At 54.9% G+C, this 14,033-nt stretch carries 17 protein-coding genes; 14 read left to right on the top strand and 3 right to left on the bottom strand.

What is annotated here, in order from left to right; genetic code table 11:
* The first annotated feature begins 3 nt into the window (after positions 1–3).
* The 11 genes from cysN (at position 4) to rpoS (ending at position 8,805) form a co-directional block, all read left to right on the top strand.
* Positions 4–1,428, top strand: a complete 1,425-nt coding sequence (gene cysN / locus WB237_RS16240) for a sulfate adenylyltransferase subunit CysN (protein ID WP_336214589.1) — start codon at positions 4–6, stop codon at positions 1,426–1,428.
* Positions 1,428–2,033: an adenylyl-sulfate kinase gene (gene cysC / locus WB237_RS16235; RefSeq protein ID WP_129995081.1), complete on the top strand. Its 606-nt coding sequence runs from the start codon at positions 1,428–1,430 to the stop codon at positions 2,031–2,033. Before cysN ends, cysC begins: the two co-directional genes overlap by 1 nt.
* Before the next feature lie 58 nt (positions 2,034–2,091).
* Positions 2,092–2,418, top strand: coding sequence for a DUF3561 family protein (locus WB237_RS16230; RefSeq protein WP_336214586.1), 327 nt, complete (start codon positions 2,092–2,094; stop codon positions 2,416–2,418).
* Positions 2,419–2,583: 165 nt separating this feature from the next.
* Complete coding sequence (gene ftsB, locus WB237_RS16225; RefSeq protein WP_008499609.1) at positions 2,584–2,895, top strand: cell division protein FtsB; 312 nt, start codon at positions 2,584–2,586, stop codon at positions 2,893–2,895.
* Positions 2,896–2,914: 19 nt separating this feature from the next.
* Positions 2,915–3,625, top strand: a complete 711-nt coding sequence (ispD, locus tag WB237_RS16220) for a 2-C-methyl-D-erythritol 4-phosphate cytidylyltransferase (protein ID WP_336214584.1) — start codon at positions 2,915–2,917, stop codon at positions 3,623–3,625.
* Positions 3,625–4,104 carry a 2-C-methyl-D-erythritol 2,4-cyclodiphosphate synthase gene (gene ispF, locus WB237_RS16215; protein WP_114978621.1) on the top strand — a complete coding sequence of 160 codons (480 nt, stop codon included), beginning with the start codon at positions 3,625–3,627 and terminating at the stop codon, positions 4,102–4,104. The genes ispD and ispF overlap by 1 nt, the downstream gene beginning before the upstream one ends.
* Positions 4,101–5,150, top strand: a complete 1,050-nt coding sequence (gene truD, locus WB237_RS16210; protein ID WP_336214581.1) for a tRNA pseudouridine(13) synthase TruD — start codon at positions 4,101–4,103, stop codon at positions 5,148–5,150. The genes ispF and truD overlap by 4 nt, the downstream gene beginning before the upstream one ends.
* On the top strand, positions 5,131–5,892 hold the full coding sequence (gene surE / locus WB237_RS16205; protein WP_028016860.1) for a 5'/3'-nucleotidase SurE: 762 nt from the start codon (positions 5,131–5,133) through the stop codon (positions 5,890–5,892). Before truD ends, surE begins: the two co-directional genes overlap by 20 nt.
* Positions 5,886–6,512: a protein-L-isoaspartate(D-aspartate) O-methyltransferase gene (locus WB237_RS16200; protein WP_023333224.1), complete on the top strand. Its 627-nt coding sequence runs from the start codon at positions 5,886–5,888 to the stop codon at positions 6,510–6,512. Before surE ends, WB237_RS16200 begins: the two co-directional genes overlap by 7 nt.
* A gap of 116 nt (positions 6,513–6,628) precedes the next feature.
* Positions 6,629–7,753 carry a murein hydrolase activator NlpD gene (gene nlpD / locus WB237_RS16195; protein WP_336214577.1) on the top strand — a complete coding sequence of 375 codons (1,125 nt, stop codon included), beginning with the start codon at positions 6,629–6,631 and terminating at the stop codon, positions 7,751–7,753.
* Between the two features lie 59 nt (positions 7,754–7,812).
* Positions 7,813–8,805, top strand: coding sequence for an RNA polymerase sigma factor RpoS (gene rpoS / locus WB237_RS16190; protein WP_008499600.1), 993 nt, complete (start codon positions 7,813–7,815; stop codon positions 8,803–8,805).
* A 52-nt stretch (positions 8,806–8,857) separates the two neighbouring features.
* Here rpoS and WB237_RS16185 read toward each other — a convergent pair whose 3' ends face one another.
* Together WB237_RS16185 and WB237_RS16180 are read right to left on the bottom strand one after the other, a co-directional pair.
* Entirely contained in the window at positions 8,858–9,235 is a 378-nt protein-coding gene (locus tag WB237_RS16185; RefSeq protein WP_236921096.1) for a DUF4440 domain-containing protein, read from the bottom strand.
* Positions 9,232–10,440, bottom strand: a complete 1,209-nt coding sequence (locus WB237_RS16180; protein ID WP_336214570.1) for an MFS transporter — start codon at positions 10,438–10,440, stop codon at positions 9,232–9,234. The genes WB237_RS16185 and WB237_RS16180 overlap by 4 nt, the downstream gene beginning before the upstream one ends.
* Positions 10,441–10,549: 109 nt before the next feature.
* Here WB237_RS16180 and WB237_RS16175 point away from each other — a divergent pair, with 109 nt between their 5' ends.
* Positions 10,550–11,437 carry a LysR family transcriptional regulator gene (locus WB237_RS16175; protein ID WP_336214568.1) on the top strand — a complete coding sequence of 296 codons (888 nt, stop codon included), beginning with the start codon at positions 10,550–10,552 and terminating at the stop codon, positions 11,435–11,437.
* Here the strand turns inward: WB237_RS16175 and WB237_RS16170 are convergent.
* On the bottom strand, positions 11,434–11,841 hold the full coding sequence (locus tag WB237_RS16170) for a MarR family winged helix-turn-helix transcriptional regulator (RefSeq protein WP_336214566.1): 408 nt from the start codon (positions 11,839–11,841) through the stop codon (positions 11,434–11,436). The two genes, WB237_RS16175 and WB237_RS16170, sit on opposite strands and share 4 nt — an antisense overlap.
* A gap of 171 nt (positions 11,842–12,012) precedes the next feature.
* On the opposite strand from WB237_RS16170, the gene WB237_RS16165 reads away from it, so the two are divergent.
* The gene (locus tag WB237_RS16165) at positions 12,013–12,615 is read left to right on the top strand and encodes a non-oxidative hydroxyarylic acid decarboxylases subunit B (RefSeq protein WP_049007386.1); all 603 of its coding nucleotides are present in this window, start codon (positions 12,013–12,015) and stop codon (positions 12,613–12,615) included.
* On the top strand, positions 12,605–14,032 hold the full coding sequence (locus WB237_RS16160) for a non-oxidative hydroxyarylic acid decarboxylases subunit C (RefSeq protein WP_336214562.1): 1,428 nt from the start codon (positions 12,605–12,607) through the stop codon (positions 14,030–14,032). Before WB237_RS16165 ends, WB237_RS16160 begins: the two co-directional genes overlap by 11 nt.
* Position 14,033 lies beyond the last annotated feature (1 nt).

Below are 14,033 nucleotides of genomic sequence, written 5' to 3'. Positions count from 1 at the left end.
GCCATGAACACGACCATTGCTCAACAAATTGCCAAAGAAGGCGGCGTAGAAGCTTATCTGCACGCGCAACAACACAAAAGCCTGCTGCGCTTCCTGACCTGCGGCAGTGTGGATGACGGGAAAAGTACTCTGATTGGCCGCCTGCTGCATGACACGCGTCAGATTTATGAAGATCAGCTCTCTTCCCTGCATAACGACAGCAAACGTCACGGCACCCAGGGTGAAAAACTCGATCTGGCGCTGCTGGTGGATGGCCTGCAGGCGGAGCGCGAGCAGGGCATCACCATTGATGTGGCTTATCGTTATTTCTCCACCGAGAAGCGCAAATTTATTATCGCCGACACCCCGGGGCACGAGCAGTACACCCGTAACATGGCGACAGGCGCCTCCACCTGCGATCTGGCGATCCTGTTGATCGACGCCCGTAAAGGCGTGCTCGATCAAACCCGTCGCCACAGCTTTATTTCCACGCTGCTGGGGATCAAGCACCTGGTCGTGGCGATCAATAAAATGGATCTGTTGAATTTCAGCGAAGAAAAATTCGATGAGATCCGCCAGAGCTACCTGACCTTTGCCGAACAACTGCCAGGTAACCTGGACATTCGCTTTGTGCCGCTCTCGGCGCTGGAAGGCGACAACGTCGCGTCCCAGAGCACGAACATGCCGTGGTACAGCGGCCCGACGCTACTGGAAGTACTGGAAACTGTCGAAATTCAGCGCGTGGTTGATACCCAACCGATGCGCTTCCCGGTGCAGTACGTGAATCGTCCGAATCTCGATTTCCGCGGTTTCTCCGGCACTATCGCATCTGGTTTTGTGAAAGTGGGTCAGCGCGTCAAAGTGCTGCCATCTGGCGTGGAATCGTCTATTGCCCGTATTGTCACTTTTGACGGTGACTTGCCGGAGGCGGGAGCCGGTGAAGCGGTGACGCTGGTGCTGAAAGATGAGATTGATATCAGCCGCGGTGACCTGCTGGTGGATGCGCACGAAACGCTGACGGCGGTACAGGGCGCGTCCGTGGATGTGGTGTGGATGGCCGAACAGCCGCTGACGGCTGGACAGAGCTACGACATTAAAATTGCGGGCAAGAAAACCCGTGCTCGCGTGGACGGTATTCAGTTCCAGGTCGATATCAACAACCTGACCCAGCGTGAGGTCGCTGAGTTGCCGCTGAACGGCATCGGCCTGGTCGATCTGACCTTCGACGAGCCACTGGTGCTGGATCCGTATCAGCAAAACCCGGTCACGGGTGGGCTGATCTTTATCGACCGTCTGACTAACGTCACCGTGGGTGCCGGGATGGTGCGCGAGCCTAACGAACAGGCCGCCGTGGCGTCTGAGTTCAGCGCCTTCGAACTTGAACTGAACGCGCTGGTGCGTAAACACTTCCCGCACTGGGGTGCGCGCGATCTGCTGGGAGGCAAGTAATGGCCGCCCATGATGAGAACGTCGTCTGGCATCCTCATCCGGTCACTGTCGCTCAGCGTGAGCAACTCCACGGTCACCGTGGGGTTGTGCTGTGGTTTACCGGTCTGTCGGGCTCCGGTAAATCCACAGTAGCGGGCGCGCTGGAAGAGGCGCTGTATCAGCAGGGCGTAAGCACGTACCTGCTGGATGGCGACAACGTGCGTCACGGTCTGTGCAGCGATTTAGGCTTCAGCGATGAAGATCGTAAAGAGAATATCCGTCGGGTAGGGGAAGTGGCGAGCCTGATGGCGGATGCCGGGCTGGTGGTTCTTACTGCGTTTATCTCTCCGCACCGGGCAGAGCGCCAGATGGTGCGTGAACGCGTTGGCCACAATCGCTTTATCGAAGTGTTTGTCGATACTCCGCTGGAGATTTGCGAAGCACGCGATCCGAAAGGGCTGTATAAAAAAGCGCGTGCGGGTGAACTGCGAAATTTCACCGGAATAGACTCGGTATACGAAGCGCCTGAATCGCCTGAAATTCACCTGGAAGGCCAACAATTGGTAACAAATTTAGTAAGCCAATTATTAGACCTCCTCAGACGGGACGATATTATCAGATCCTGAGACGGTATCGTTCGGACGTTTTTCACCCGAGCGATGAGTCATGGTCACAGGATTAGCTATGCGCAACAGTGAAAACTACATTATTACCGCCGGGTCGGAGCCGATAGCAACCGACGACGAGACGACCTGGTCATTTCCTGGGGCCATCGTCGGCTTCGTCTCGTGGTTGCTGGCGCTGGGTATTCCGTTTCTCATTTACGGCGGTAATACGCTGTTCTTCTTCCTCTATACCTGGCCATTCTTCCTGGCGCTGATGCCCGTGGCGGTTGTCGTCGGCATTGCGCTGCATTCGCTACTCAATGGCAAACTCCTTTACAGTGCCGCGGTCACGATTGTGACGGTGGTCCTGATGTTTGGACTGTTATTTTTGTGGCTCATGGGCTAACTTCAGCCATAATTCAAACCGTAACCAACTGTGTGACGATATTGTGCAGGGCGATTCTGCGGAAAAAATGTGGTACATTTGCCCGCGATGTTGCGGCATCTCTGTACCCCCGGCGTAGTGCCCTGGGGCGTTTTGGGATGATGATGCCGTTTTTCAGGGGGCAGGATGGGTAAACTAACGCTGCTGTTGCTGGCTTTGCTGATCTGGCTGCAATACTCGCTGTGGTTCGGTAAAAACGGGCTGCACGACTATAGCCGGGTGAGCGATGACGTTGCGGCTCAGCAGGCAACAAACGCCAAACTTAAGGCGCGAAACGATCAACTCTTTGCTGAAATTGATGACCTCAATGGCGGGCAAGAGGCGATTGAGGAACGCGCACGCAATGAACTCAGTATGACTAAGCCGGGCGAAACTTTTTATCGTCTGGTTCCGGATGCGTCTAAACGCAATCAGGGCTCAGCACAAAACAATCGATAATCAGGCCCAGGATTACGACATGGCAGTAACTTTTTCGGACGTATGCGCCGTGGTGCCGGCCGCAGGTTTTGGCCGGCGCATGCAGACAGAATGTCCCAAGCAATACCTCTCAATTGGCGATAAAACGATCCTCGAGCATGCTGTGGCCACGCTGCTGGCGCATCCACGGGTAACGCGGGTGATCATCGCTATCAGCCCGGGCGATGCGCGCTTCGCGCAGTTACCACTGGCAAATCATCCGCAGATTACCGTTGTCGATGGCGGTGCCGAGCGCGCCGATTCTGTGCTGGCGGGCATTCGGGCTGCCGGGGATGCCCGGTGGGTGCTGGTGCATGATGCCGCGCGTCCATGCCTGCATCAGGACGATCTCGCGCGCCTGCTGGCGTTGAGTGAAACCAGCCACACAGGCGGCATTTTGGCCGCACCGGTGCGTGACACCATGAAACGCGCTGAGACGGGTAAACAGGCTATCGCTCACACCGTTGATCGCGTCGATTTATGGCACGCGCTGACGCCACAGTTTTTCCCCCGCGAATTACTCCATGACTGCTTAACGCGTGCGCTTAAAGAAGGTGCGACCATCACGGACGAAGCCTCAGCGCTGGAGTATTGCGGTTTTCACCCTGAGCTTGTTGAAGGACGCGCTGATAATATAAAAGTGACGCGCCCTGAAGATTTACAGCTCGCGGAATTTTATCTTACCCGTTCGACCCATCAGGAGAAGGCATAATGCGAATTGGACACGGTTTTGATGTACACGCCTTTGGCGGAGAAGGCCCAATTATCATTGGCGGCGTACGTATTCCTTATGAAAAAGGGCTGCTGGCGCATTCTGATGGCGACGTGGCATTACATGCTTTAACCGATGCATTGCTCGGTGCTGCTGCGCTGGGTGATATCGGTAAGCTCTTTCCTGACACGGATCCGGCCTTCAAAGGTGCGGATAGCCGTGCGTTGCTGCGTGAAGCCTGGCGTCGAATTCAGGCCAAAGGTTACACCCTGGGCAACGTCGATGTGACGATCATCGCTCAGGCACCAAAAATGTTGCCGCACATTCCTCAGATGCGCGTGTTTATTGCTGAAGATCTGGGTTGCCATATGGATGACGTGAATGTCAAAGCAACCACCACGGAGAAACTGGGTTTTACCGGCCGTGGCGAAGGGATTGCCTGTGAAGCCGTGGCGCTGCTGGTGAAGGCGAACGCATGACAGACTTCGATAACCTGACATACCTGCACGGTAAACCGCAGGGGAACGGAGTGCTGAAAGCCAGCCCTGAAGACTTTCTCGTGGTCGAGGATCTGGGGTTCGCCCCCGATGGCGAAGGTGAGCATATCCTCGTGCGCATTCTGAAAAATGGCTGCAATACCCGCTTTGTGGCCGATGCGCTGGCAAAATTCCTCAAAATTCATGCTCGTGAAGTGAGCTTTGCCGGGCAGAAAGATAAACACGCCGTCACTGAACAGTGGCTCTGCGCACGCGTTCCCGGCAATACGATGCCTGATTTAAGCAAATTTGAGCTTGAAGGTTGTAAGGTACTGGAGTACGCCCGGCATAAACGCAAATTGCGTCTGGGTGCATTGAAAGGTAACGACTTTACGCTGGTGCTACGCGAAATCACAAACCGTGACGACGTCGAGAAGCGTTTGGCTGCTATCAACGCCCATGGCGTACCGAACTACTTTGGCGCCCAGCGCTTTGGTATTGGCGGCAGCAACCTGCAAGGCGCGTTGCGCTGGGCACAAAGTGATGCGCCCGTCCGTGACAGGAATAAACGCAGTTTTTGGTTGTCTGCGGCGCGTAGTGCGTTGTTTAATCAGATTGTGAGCGAAAGGCTGAAAAAACCGGACGCGAATCAAGTTGTTGTTGGCGATGCGCTACAATTAGCGGGACGCGGAAGCTGGTTTGTGGCAACGGCCGAAGAAATGGCCGATGTTCAGTCGCGCGTGGATGCCAAAACGCTGATGATTACCGCCGCGTTGCCCGGTACGGGCGAGTGGGGAACGCAGGGCGATGCGCAGGCTGCGGAGCAGTCTGCCGTGGCGAATGCACAAGAATTACAATCATTGCTGGTGCGGGAAAAAGTCGAAGCAGCACGCCGTGCGATGCTGCTCTATCCGCAGCAGTTAAGCTGGAACTGGTGGGATGACGTAACCGTCGAGTTACGCTTCTGGCTGCCGGCAGGTAGCTTTGCCACCAGTGTGGTCAGGGAACTTATCAACACCTCGGGTGATTATGCGAATATTGCTGAGTAACGATGACGGGATCCACGCGCCGGGCATTCAGACCCTGGCGAAACACCTTCGCGAATTTGCGGATGTGCAGGTTGTGGCCCCCGATCGTAACCGCAGTGGAGCGTCTAACTCATTGACGCTGGAGTCATCGCTTCGCACTTTTACCTTTGAAAATGGCGATATTGCTGTGCAGATGGGCACGCCGACAGACTGCGTATTTCTGGGCGTGAACGCGCTAATGCGCCCGCGCCCGGATATCGTCGTCTCCGGTATTAACGCCGGGCCAAATCTCGGCGATGACGTGATTTACTCCGGTACCGTGGCAGCCGCAATGGAAGGACGACATCTGGGGTTCCCTGCCCTGGCGGTCTCGTTAAACGGTCACACACATTACGACACCGCAGCCGTGGTGACCTGCTCGATCCTGCGCGCGCTCAGCCGTGAGCCACTGCGCACCGGGCGCATCCTCAATATCAACGTGCCGGACCTCCCTCTGAATGAAATTAAAGGCATACGTGTCACGCGATGTGGAAGCCGACATCCGGCCGATCAGGTGATCCCGCAGCAGGATCCTCGCGGTAATACGCTTTACTGGATCGGTCCTCCCGGTGATAAGTGCGATGCGGGTCCAGATACCGACTTTGCCGCCGTGGATGAAGGCTATGTTTCGGTTACCCCGTTGCACGTAGATTTAACCGCGTATAGCGCGCATGATGTGGTGTCGGGCTGGCTGGATCGCGCAGGAGTGAACGCGCAATGGTAAACAAACGTGTACAAACTCTTCTGGAACAACTACGCGCGCAGGGGATCCGCGACGAGCACGTGCTTGAGGCGCTCGCTCAGGTTCCGCGTGAGAAATTTGTAGACGAGGCGTTTGAACACAAAGCGTGGGAAAACGTGGCGCTGCCTATCGGGCAGGGCCAGACGATTTCGCAGCCCTACATGGTGGCGCGCATGACGGAGCTTCTGGAGCTGACACCCGATTCCCGTGTGCTGGAAATTGGCACCGGCTCGGGGTATCAGACCGCCATCCTGGCGCATCTGGTTCATCATGTGTGCTCCGTTGAGCGTATTAAGGGTTTGCAGTGGCAGGCGCGTCGTCGCCTGAAACAACTTGATTTACATAATGTTTCGACACGACACGGTGATGGATGGCAGGGTTGGAAGGCTCGGGCCCCGTTCGACGCTATCATCGTGACGGCGGCCCCGCCTGAAATTCCTGCAGCCCTGTTGTCGCAGCTGGATGAGGGGGGCATTCTTGTTTTGCCTGTCGGGGACGAGCAGCAGCTTTTGAAGCGTGTTCGTCGTCGTGGCGGCGAGTTTATTATCGACACCGTGGAAGCCGTGCGCTTTGTGCCTCTGGTAAAGGGGGAGTTAGCCTGAGACTCGGAATTATCCAGGGTTATTAAGGCAAATTCAGCGTATGGTGTGGCGCGAAAGATTCGTGTCATCACGGTAAATTTTAAGTCACTGGTAGTTAACACATTCCTGGGGGATAAATGAGCGCGGGAAGCCCTAAATTCACCATCAGCCGTGTTGCGGCATTATCACTGGTTTCGCTCTGGCTGGCAGGCTGTACAAGTTCTAACAATGCACCTGCGCCCGTCAGTTCCGTCGGCGGAAACAGCGGGTCGGGTAACACGTCCAGCGGAATGTTGATTACACCTCCGCCTAAAATGGGTACGACTTCGGCACAACAAACTCCGGCAATTCAGCCCGTTCAGCGTCCGATGACGCAGCCGACTCAGATTCAGCCAGTGGAACAGCCTGTTCAGACCCAAAATGGACGCATTGTCTATAACCGTCAGTATGGGAACATTCCGAAAGGCAGTTATACCGGTGGCAGCACCTATACCGTGAAGCGCGGCGATACGCTGTTCTACATTGCGTGGATCACCGGGAACGATTTCCGTGATCTCGCCCAACGTAACAACGTTCAGGCACCTTATGGGCTGGAAGTGGGTCAAACGCTTCAGGTTGGCAACGCTACAGGCACACCACTCACGCCTGGCAACACCGTTTCTGCGGCCGATGTGACGGCACAAAATAACAGCGTTAAACCTGCGCAAAAATCCACCACGGTGGTTGCTTCACAACCTGTAATTACGTATTCTGAAGATTCAGGTGATCAGACTGCTAACAAAATGTTGCCGAATAATAAAGGGACTGCGACTGCTGTCACAGCACCGGTGACGGCACCTGTGGTTAGCTCTACTGAACCGACTGCCAGCAGTATGACGTCCAGTTCGCCTATTTCTACATGGCGCTGGCCAACTGACGGTAAGGTTATCGAAAACTTCTCTTCCTCCGAAGGTGGAAATAAAGGGATCGATATCGCAGGGAGTAAGGGACAGGCTATCATCGCGACCGCAGATGGACGTGTTGTATATGCCGGTAACGCTCTGCGTGGTTACGGTAATCTTATTATCATCAAACATAACGATGATTACCTGAGTGCCTACGCCCATAACGACACAATGCTGGTCCGGGAACAACAAGAAGTTAAGGCGGGGCAAAAAATCGCTACTATGGGTAGCACCGGAACCAGTTCTACACGCTTGCATTTTGAAATTCGTTACAAGGGGAAATCCGTAAACCCGCTGCAGTACTTGCCGCAGCGATAATTTGACGGGGCATGCCAGCCAGGGTGTCTCGTTCAGGGATCACGGGTAGGAGCCACCTTATGAGTCAGAATACGCTGAAAGTTCATGATTTAAATGAAGACGCGGAATTTGATGAGAACGGAGTAGAGGCTTTTGACGAAAAAGCCTTAGTAGAAGAGGAACCCAGTGATAACGATTTGGCTGAAGAAGAGCTGTTATCGCAGGGTGCCACACAGCGTGTACTGGACGCGACTCAGCTTTACCTTGGGGAGATTGGTTACTCCCCACTGCTAACGGCCGAAGAAGAAGTCTATTTCGCACGTCGTGCTTTGCGTGGTGATGTTGCCTCGCGCCGTCGCATGATTGAAAGTAACTTGCGCCTGGTCGTGAAAATTGCCCGTCGTTACGGTAATCGTGGTCTGGCTCTGCTGGATCTGATTGAAGAGGGCAACTTAGGCCTCATCCGCGCAGTTGAGAAGTTTGACCCGGAACGCGGGTTCCGTTTCTCAACCTACGCGACCTGGTGGATTCGTCAGACCATCGAACGGGCTATTATGAACCAGACCCGTACGATCCGCCTGCCGATTCACATCGTCAAAGAGTTGAACGTTTATCTGCGCACCGCGCGCGAGTTGTCCCATAAACTGGACCACGAGCCAAGTGCAGAAGAAATTGCCGAACAACTCGACAAACCGGTTGATGACGTAAGCCGTATGCTGCGTCTCAACGAGCGCATTACCTCGGTTGACACCCCGCTGGGTGGCGACTCCGAAAAAGCGCTGCTGGACATCCTGGCCGATGAAAAAGACAACGGCCCGGAAGACACCACGCAGGACGATGACATGAAACAGAGCATCGTCAAATGGCTGTTCGAACTGAACGCCAAACAGCGTGAAGTGCTGGCGCGTCGTTTCGGTTTACTGGGGTATGAAGCTGCAACACTGGAAGACGTCGGCCGCGAAATTGGCCTGACTCGTGAACGTGTTCGTCAGATTCAGGTTGAAGGTCTGCGCCGCCTGCGTGAAATCCTGCAGGGGCAAGGTCTGAATATCGAAGCGCTGTTCCGCGAATAAGCAACCTTTCGTCAAAAAAGGCCCGTCGTGAGACGGGCCTTTTTCTTTTTTTCTACGGCTGTGCCGTTTCGTGCAGCAAACGCCATGTGATCAACTCACCTTCCAGATTAAGCAGGGCGGTTGACCAGCGCACGTTGACCGGGTGATCGGGGCGAGTTTGTGTTTCCCGGTAGTGAAGCACCGCACCGTGGCTCCACGCCTGTCGCGTTGTTAAGTCATCAATGACGATCTTCAGCCCGGGACGACTCCCGCGCTGTTTTTCCAGAAAACTGACAAGACCGTCATAGTCAATATGGGTACCCCCTGGCGGGATCATCAGAAAATCAGGCCGGAAACGGGCGAGTAGCGCGTCGACATCACCTTCGCCATTGCCTAACCAGCTTTCGAGCGCAATGTGGAGGTCGATAATCTCTTGTTCGAAAAGCGTCATGAATTCTCCTGTCGCAGTTGTGTTAGCACCTGCTTATTGTTAAGACGAAAAGCATACAGTACAGGCAATAAGGTGATGCCTGCGGCAAAAATAAACATCCCGTGCCACGCGGCGAGAGGTGTCAGATATACCTGGGCCAGGTTCAGCATCTGTGCCAATAGCAGGGCTCCGGCAAAAAAGCTCAGCTGGCGGTTAAGATTCCACAGGGCGCTGGCATCCGGCATCTCTTCCCGGCGCGTCGTCAAAAAAGCACTACTCTGAGCCGTGCTGCTGCAAAGACTGCCTCCTGCTCCCATCAATACAAACGCAACAGTGGGTAAAAGCGCTGTTGTGGCTGAGTTGACGTTGAGCAACAGCAAAATGCCCAGCGCCTGCAGCAGGCAACCCGTGACAATCAGTGGCCGGGGACCGACGCGGTTAAAGTAGCGGCCCGTCGCTGTGATCGCCATGAATGATGCCAGAGACCATGGCAGCATGAGCATTCCCGTTTCGGCAGGCGTCATGTTTGCTTCGTTCTGAAGATAAAACATACCCGTTACGTTCACCCCAATAAACATGCCAGGTACACATAAATAGACCAGCATGGAAAAACGCAGAAGTGGGTTCATCAGCAAAGGCAGATTTAACAGCCTGGTCGCTTTCATCGATGGCATTTCGTGTTTCAGCCATAGACAAGCCAAAATAAACGTCACCACCGCAACGGGAAGGGTGGCAAAAAATATCCACCGCCAGCTTAACATCTGCACCAGAACTCCCCCGATAGCAGGTGAGCAAGCGGGAGCAAGCAACGCCACCAGCATGACCGCTGAAGAAAGTCTGGCACGCTCGTGGGGCTTAAACTGTTGCCAGGTCAGTGCCTGTCCTACAGGGATCAATAAGCCACCTCCCATTCCCTGCAGTACTCGCCAGGCAATCAGGCTTTCCAGTGAGGAAGACAAGCCTGCTGCAACTGAGGTTGCGCTGAACAGTAAAAGCGACATCAGGATGACGCGCTTTGGCCCGATGCGGCGTGTCAGCTCGGTGCTAAAAGGGATCACCAGCGTCAACCCGGCAATATACCCGTTACTGACCCAGGCAAGCGCTGAAGGCGTAGCGTTAAACGTGTGTGCTATTGCCGGAAAGGCGACACTGGCAATAAACATGTTGATCAAATCAAGAAAAAAGCCCAGCAGATAAACTACGGCGACTTTAGTGCGATACGTCATGACTGTTCCTCCCGTGAGGTGGCGTATCGTAGCGGCCCGGGAGGTACGGATAAATGCGACAAAGCGAGATATACTGTCAAATACATTTTGACAGTAAAAAAGAGTGACGATGATTAATTTACAGCGGACGGCAATGTTTGTAGCGGTAGCGGATACCGGCAGTTTCACTGCGGCGGCCGACGCGATGGGGCTGACAAAAGCCGTGGTCAGCTTCAATGTCCGCCAGCTCGAAGCTGAGCTGGGCGTCACCCTGTTGCTGCGTTCCACCCGACGTCTGACCTTAACCGAGGCCGGTGCGCTTTTTCATCAACGCAGCGTCGCGCTTCTGAAGGATGCAGAGCAATTGCAGGACGATGTACGCGCGAATCATGGGGGGCTCACGGGGGAATTGCGGATCACGACCACACCGGAGTATGGTTCAAGGGTCGTGGTTCCTTTGCTGGCCAGGTTTAGCCAGCAGCATCCTGATCTTCGCGTAAGACATGTTTCGTCGTCGCTGCATGCCGACCTAATTTCAGAGCGCTTTGATGTCGCCATCCGGCTGGGAACGCTCGCCGATTCACGCTATCACGCAGCTGCGATCTCGCACTTCTCCATCCTGCCCGTCGCGACGCCCGGGTGGCTGGCGAAAAATCCAATTGAATCGCTGGAACATTTGGCACAAGCTGACTGGCTCGTTCACGAGCGTCTGGCCTCGCCATTGCACTGGCAGGTAAAAGATGCCAGCGGTGCATCAGAGACGCTGGAGATTAAAAAAGCACCGCGTTTGTTTGCGGACAGTGCGCAGGCGCTAATGGCCTTTGCACTTGCAGGAAGTGGTGTGGCGTTACTACCGGAATGGCTGGTGCGTGAGGCACTGGATGCGCGAAATCTGGTGTCGGTTTTACCGGGATACACCTTTGCGAGGCAGGGCATCTACGCGGTTTATCCTGATGCCCGGCATGTATCCGCGAAAGTGCGTACCTTTATCGATTTTATGCGCACCAGCGTGAATTAATCGTGCATCATCTTTTTGATGAGTGCAGAGAACTGCTCCCGCTCGGCCTTGTTTAGACGTCCTAAAAACGCCTCATCCACCTCATTACCAACCGGTTTACAGACTGCAAGCAGGGCTTCTCCTTCTGGCGTCAGGAAGACAAACCGGCGGCGCTTATCCGCAGGATCGAGTTCACGTTTGACCAGCCCGCGAGCCTCCATGCGGCTTAGCATTTCTGCCAGCGTCGCTTTTGTGCTAACCGCGACTTCGGTCAATGCCACCTGTTCAATGCCAGGATTCTCGGCAATTGAGCGCATGACCGCATACTGCGGCTTGGTCAGTTCCGGCAAGGCGTGCTGCCACTGCGCGGTATGCTGTTGAAAAAGCTGACGTAACAGGTGGAACGCCTCTTGTCTTAGTTCCATGAACACTCCGACGGAAAAATCTCCCACTATGATAGCCGCTATTGCTCCGGATTTTAACGCGGCATTTTTTAGCGATTCGTGTGATCGTGTGCGAACGATCTTGTCAGGAAAATGGTTCGGGAGTAGCTTAGTTTTAATGTTCGTGTACGAACAAAACAGTTGAGGTGCTGAATGAGATTGATCGTGGGAATGACGGGGGCAACGGGCGCTCCGCTGGGCGTGGCGCTACTCCAGGCCTTGCGGGAGATTCCGGAGGTGGAGACCCACCTGGTTATGTCGAAGTGGGCAAAAACCACCATTGAGCTGGAAACGCCTTACACCGCGCAGGACGTTGCTGCTCTGGCTGACGTTGTCCACAGTCCGGCTGACCAGGCCGCCACCATCTCATCCGGCTCATTTCGCACCGACGGCATGATCGTCATTCCCTGCAGCATGAAAACGCTGGCGGGGATCCGCGCAGGCTACGCCGAAGGGCTGGTGGGACGCGCGGCGGATGTGGTGCTGAAAGAGGGGCGTAAGCTGGTGCTGGTTCCCCGTGAAACGCCGCTCAGCACCGTTCATCTGGAGAATATGCTTGCGCTTTCCCGCATGGGCGTGGCGATGGTGCCGCCCATGCCTGCGTATTACAACCACCCGCAAACCGCCGATGACATTACCCAGCATATTGTGACCCGCGTGCTTGACCAGTTTGGTCTGGAGCATAAAAAGGCACGCCGCTGGAACGGGTTGCAGGAGGCGAAACATTTTTCACAGGAGAATAAAGATGGCATTTGATGATTTGAGAAGCTTCCTGCAGGCGCTCGATGAGCAAGGGCAACTGTTGAAAATTGAGGAAGAGGTAAACGCCGAGCCCGATCTGGCGGCGGCAGCCAACGCAACAGGACGCATTGGCGACGGTGCCCCCGCGCTGTGGTTCGACAACATTCGCGGGTTTACCGATGCCCGTGTCGTGATGAATACGATTGGCTCCTGGCAGAATCACGCCATTTCGATGGGGCTGCCTGCGAACACCCCGGTCAAAAAACAGATCGACGAGTTTATCCGCCGCTGGGATAAATTCCCAATTGCACCAGAGCGCCGTGCTAATCCGGCATGGGCACAAAACACGGTAGATGGGGAAAACATTAACCTGTTCGACATCCTGCCGCTGTTTCGCCTGAATGATGGTGACGGTGGTTTTTATCTTGATAAAGCGTGCGTTGTCTCGCGCGATCCGCAGGACCCCGATCATTTTGGCAAGCAAAACGTCGGTATTTACCGCATGGAAGTGAAGGGCAAGCGCAAGCTCGGCCTGCAGCCGGTACCGATGCACGACATTGCCCTGCATCTGCACAAAGCGGAAGAGCGCGGGGAAGATCTGCCGATTGCGATAACGCTTGGCAACGATCCAATCATCACGCTCATGGGCGCTACACCGCTTAAATACGATCAGTCTGAGTATGAGATGGCTGGCGCGTTGCGTGAAAGCCCGTATCCCATTGCTACCGCACCACTGACCGGTTTCGACGTGCCGTGGGGGTCAGAAGTGATCCTCGAAGGGGTGATCGAAGGCCGCAAACGTGAAATTGAAGGGCCGTTTGGTGAGTTTACTGGCCACTATTCGGGGGGACGTAATATGACGGTCGTACGTATTGATAAAGTTTCGTACCGCACCAAACCGATTTTCGAATCCCTCTACCTCGGCATGCCGTGGACCGAGATTGACTATCTGATGGGGCCAGCCACCTGCGTGCCGCTCTACCAGCAGCTAAAAGCGGAATTCCCGGAAGTGCAGGCGGTTAACGCGATGTACACCCACGGTCTGTTGGCGATTATCTCTACTAAAAAACGCTACGGCGGTTTTGCTCGTGCGGTTGGTTTACGTGCTATGACCACGCCGCACGGTCTGGGCTACGTGAAAATGGTCATTATGGTGGATGAGGATGTCGATCCGTTCAACCTGCCACAGGTGATGTGGGCGCTGTCATCGAAAGTGAACCCGGCAGGTGATCTGGTGCAGTTGCCGAACATGTCAGTGCTTGAACTTGACCCAGGTTCGAGCCCGGCGGGTATTACCGACAAGCTGATTATTGATGCTACGACGCCAGTTGCACCGGACACCCGTGGCCACTACAGCCAGCCGGTACAGGATTTACCTGAAACTAAAGCCTGGGCGGAAAAACTGACCGCGATGCTGGCTGCACGTCAATAAG

This window comes from Enterobacter sp. P82 (assembly GCF_037053385.1).
GTDB lineage: Bacteria > Pseudomonadota > Gammaproteobacteria > Enterobacterales > Enterobacteriaceae > Enterobacter.
This window is presented reverse-complemented; position numbering and strand designations above follow the sequence as displayed.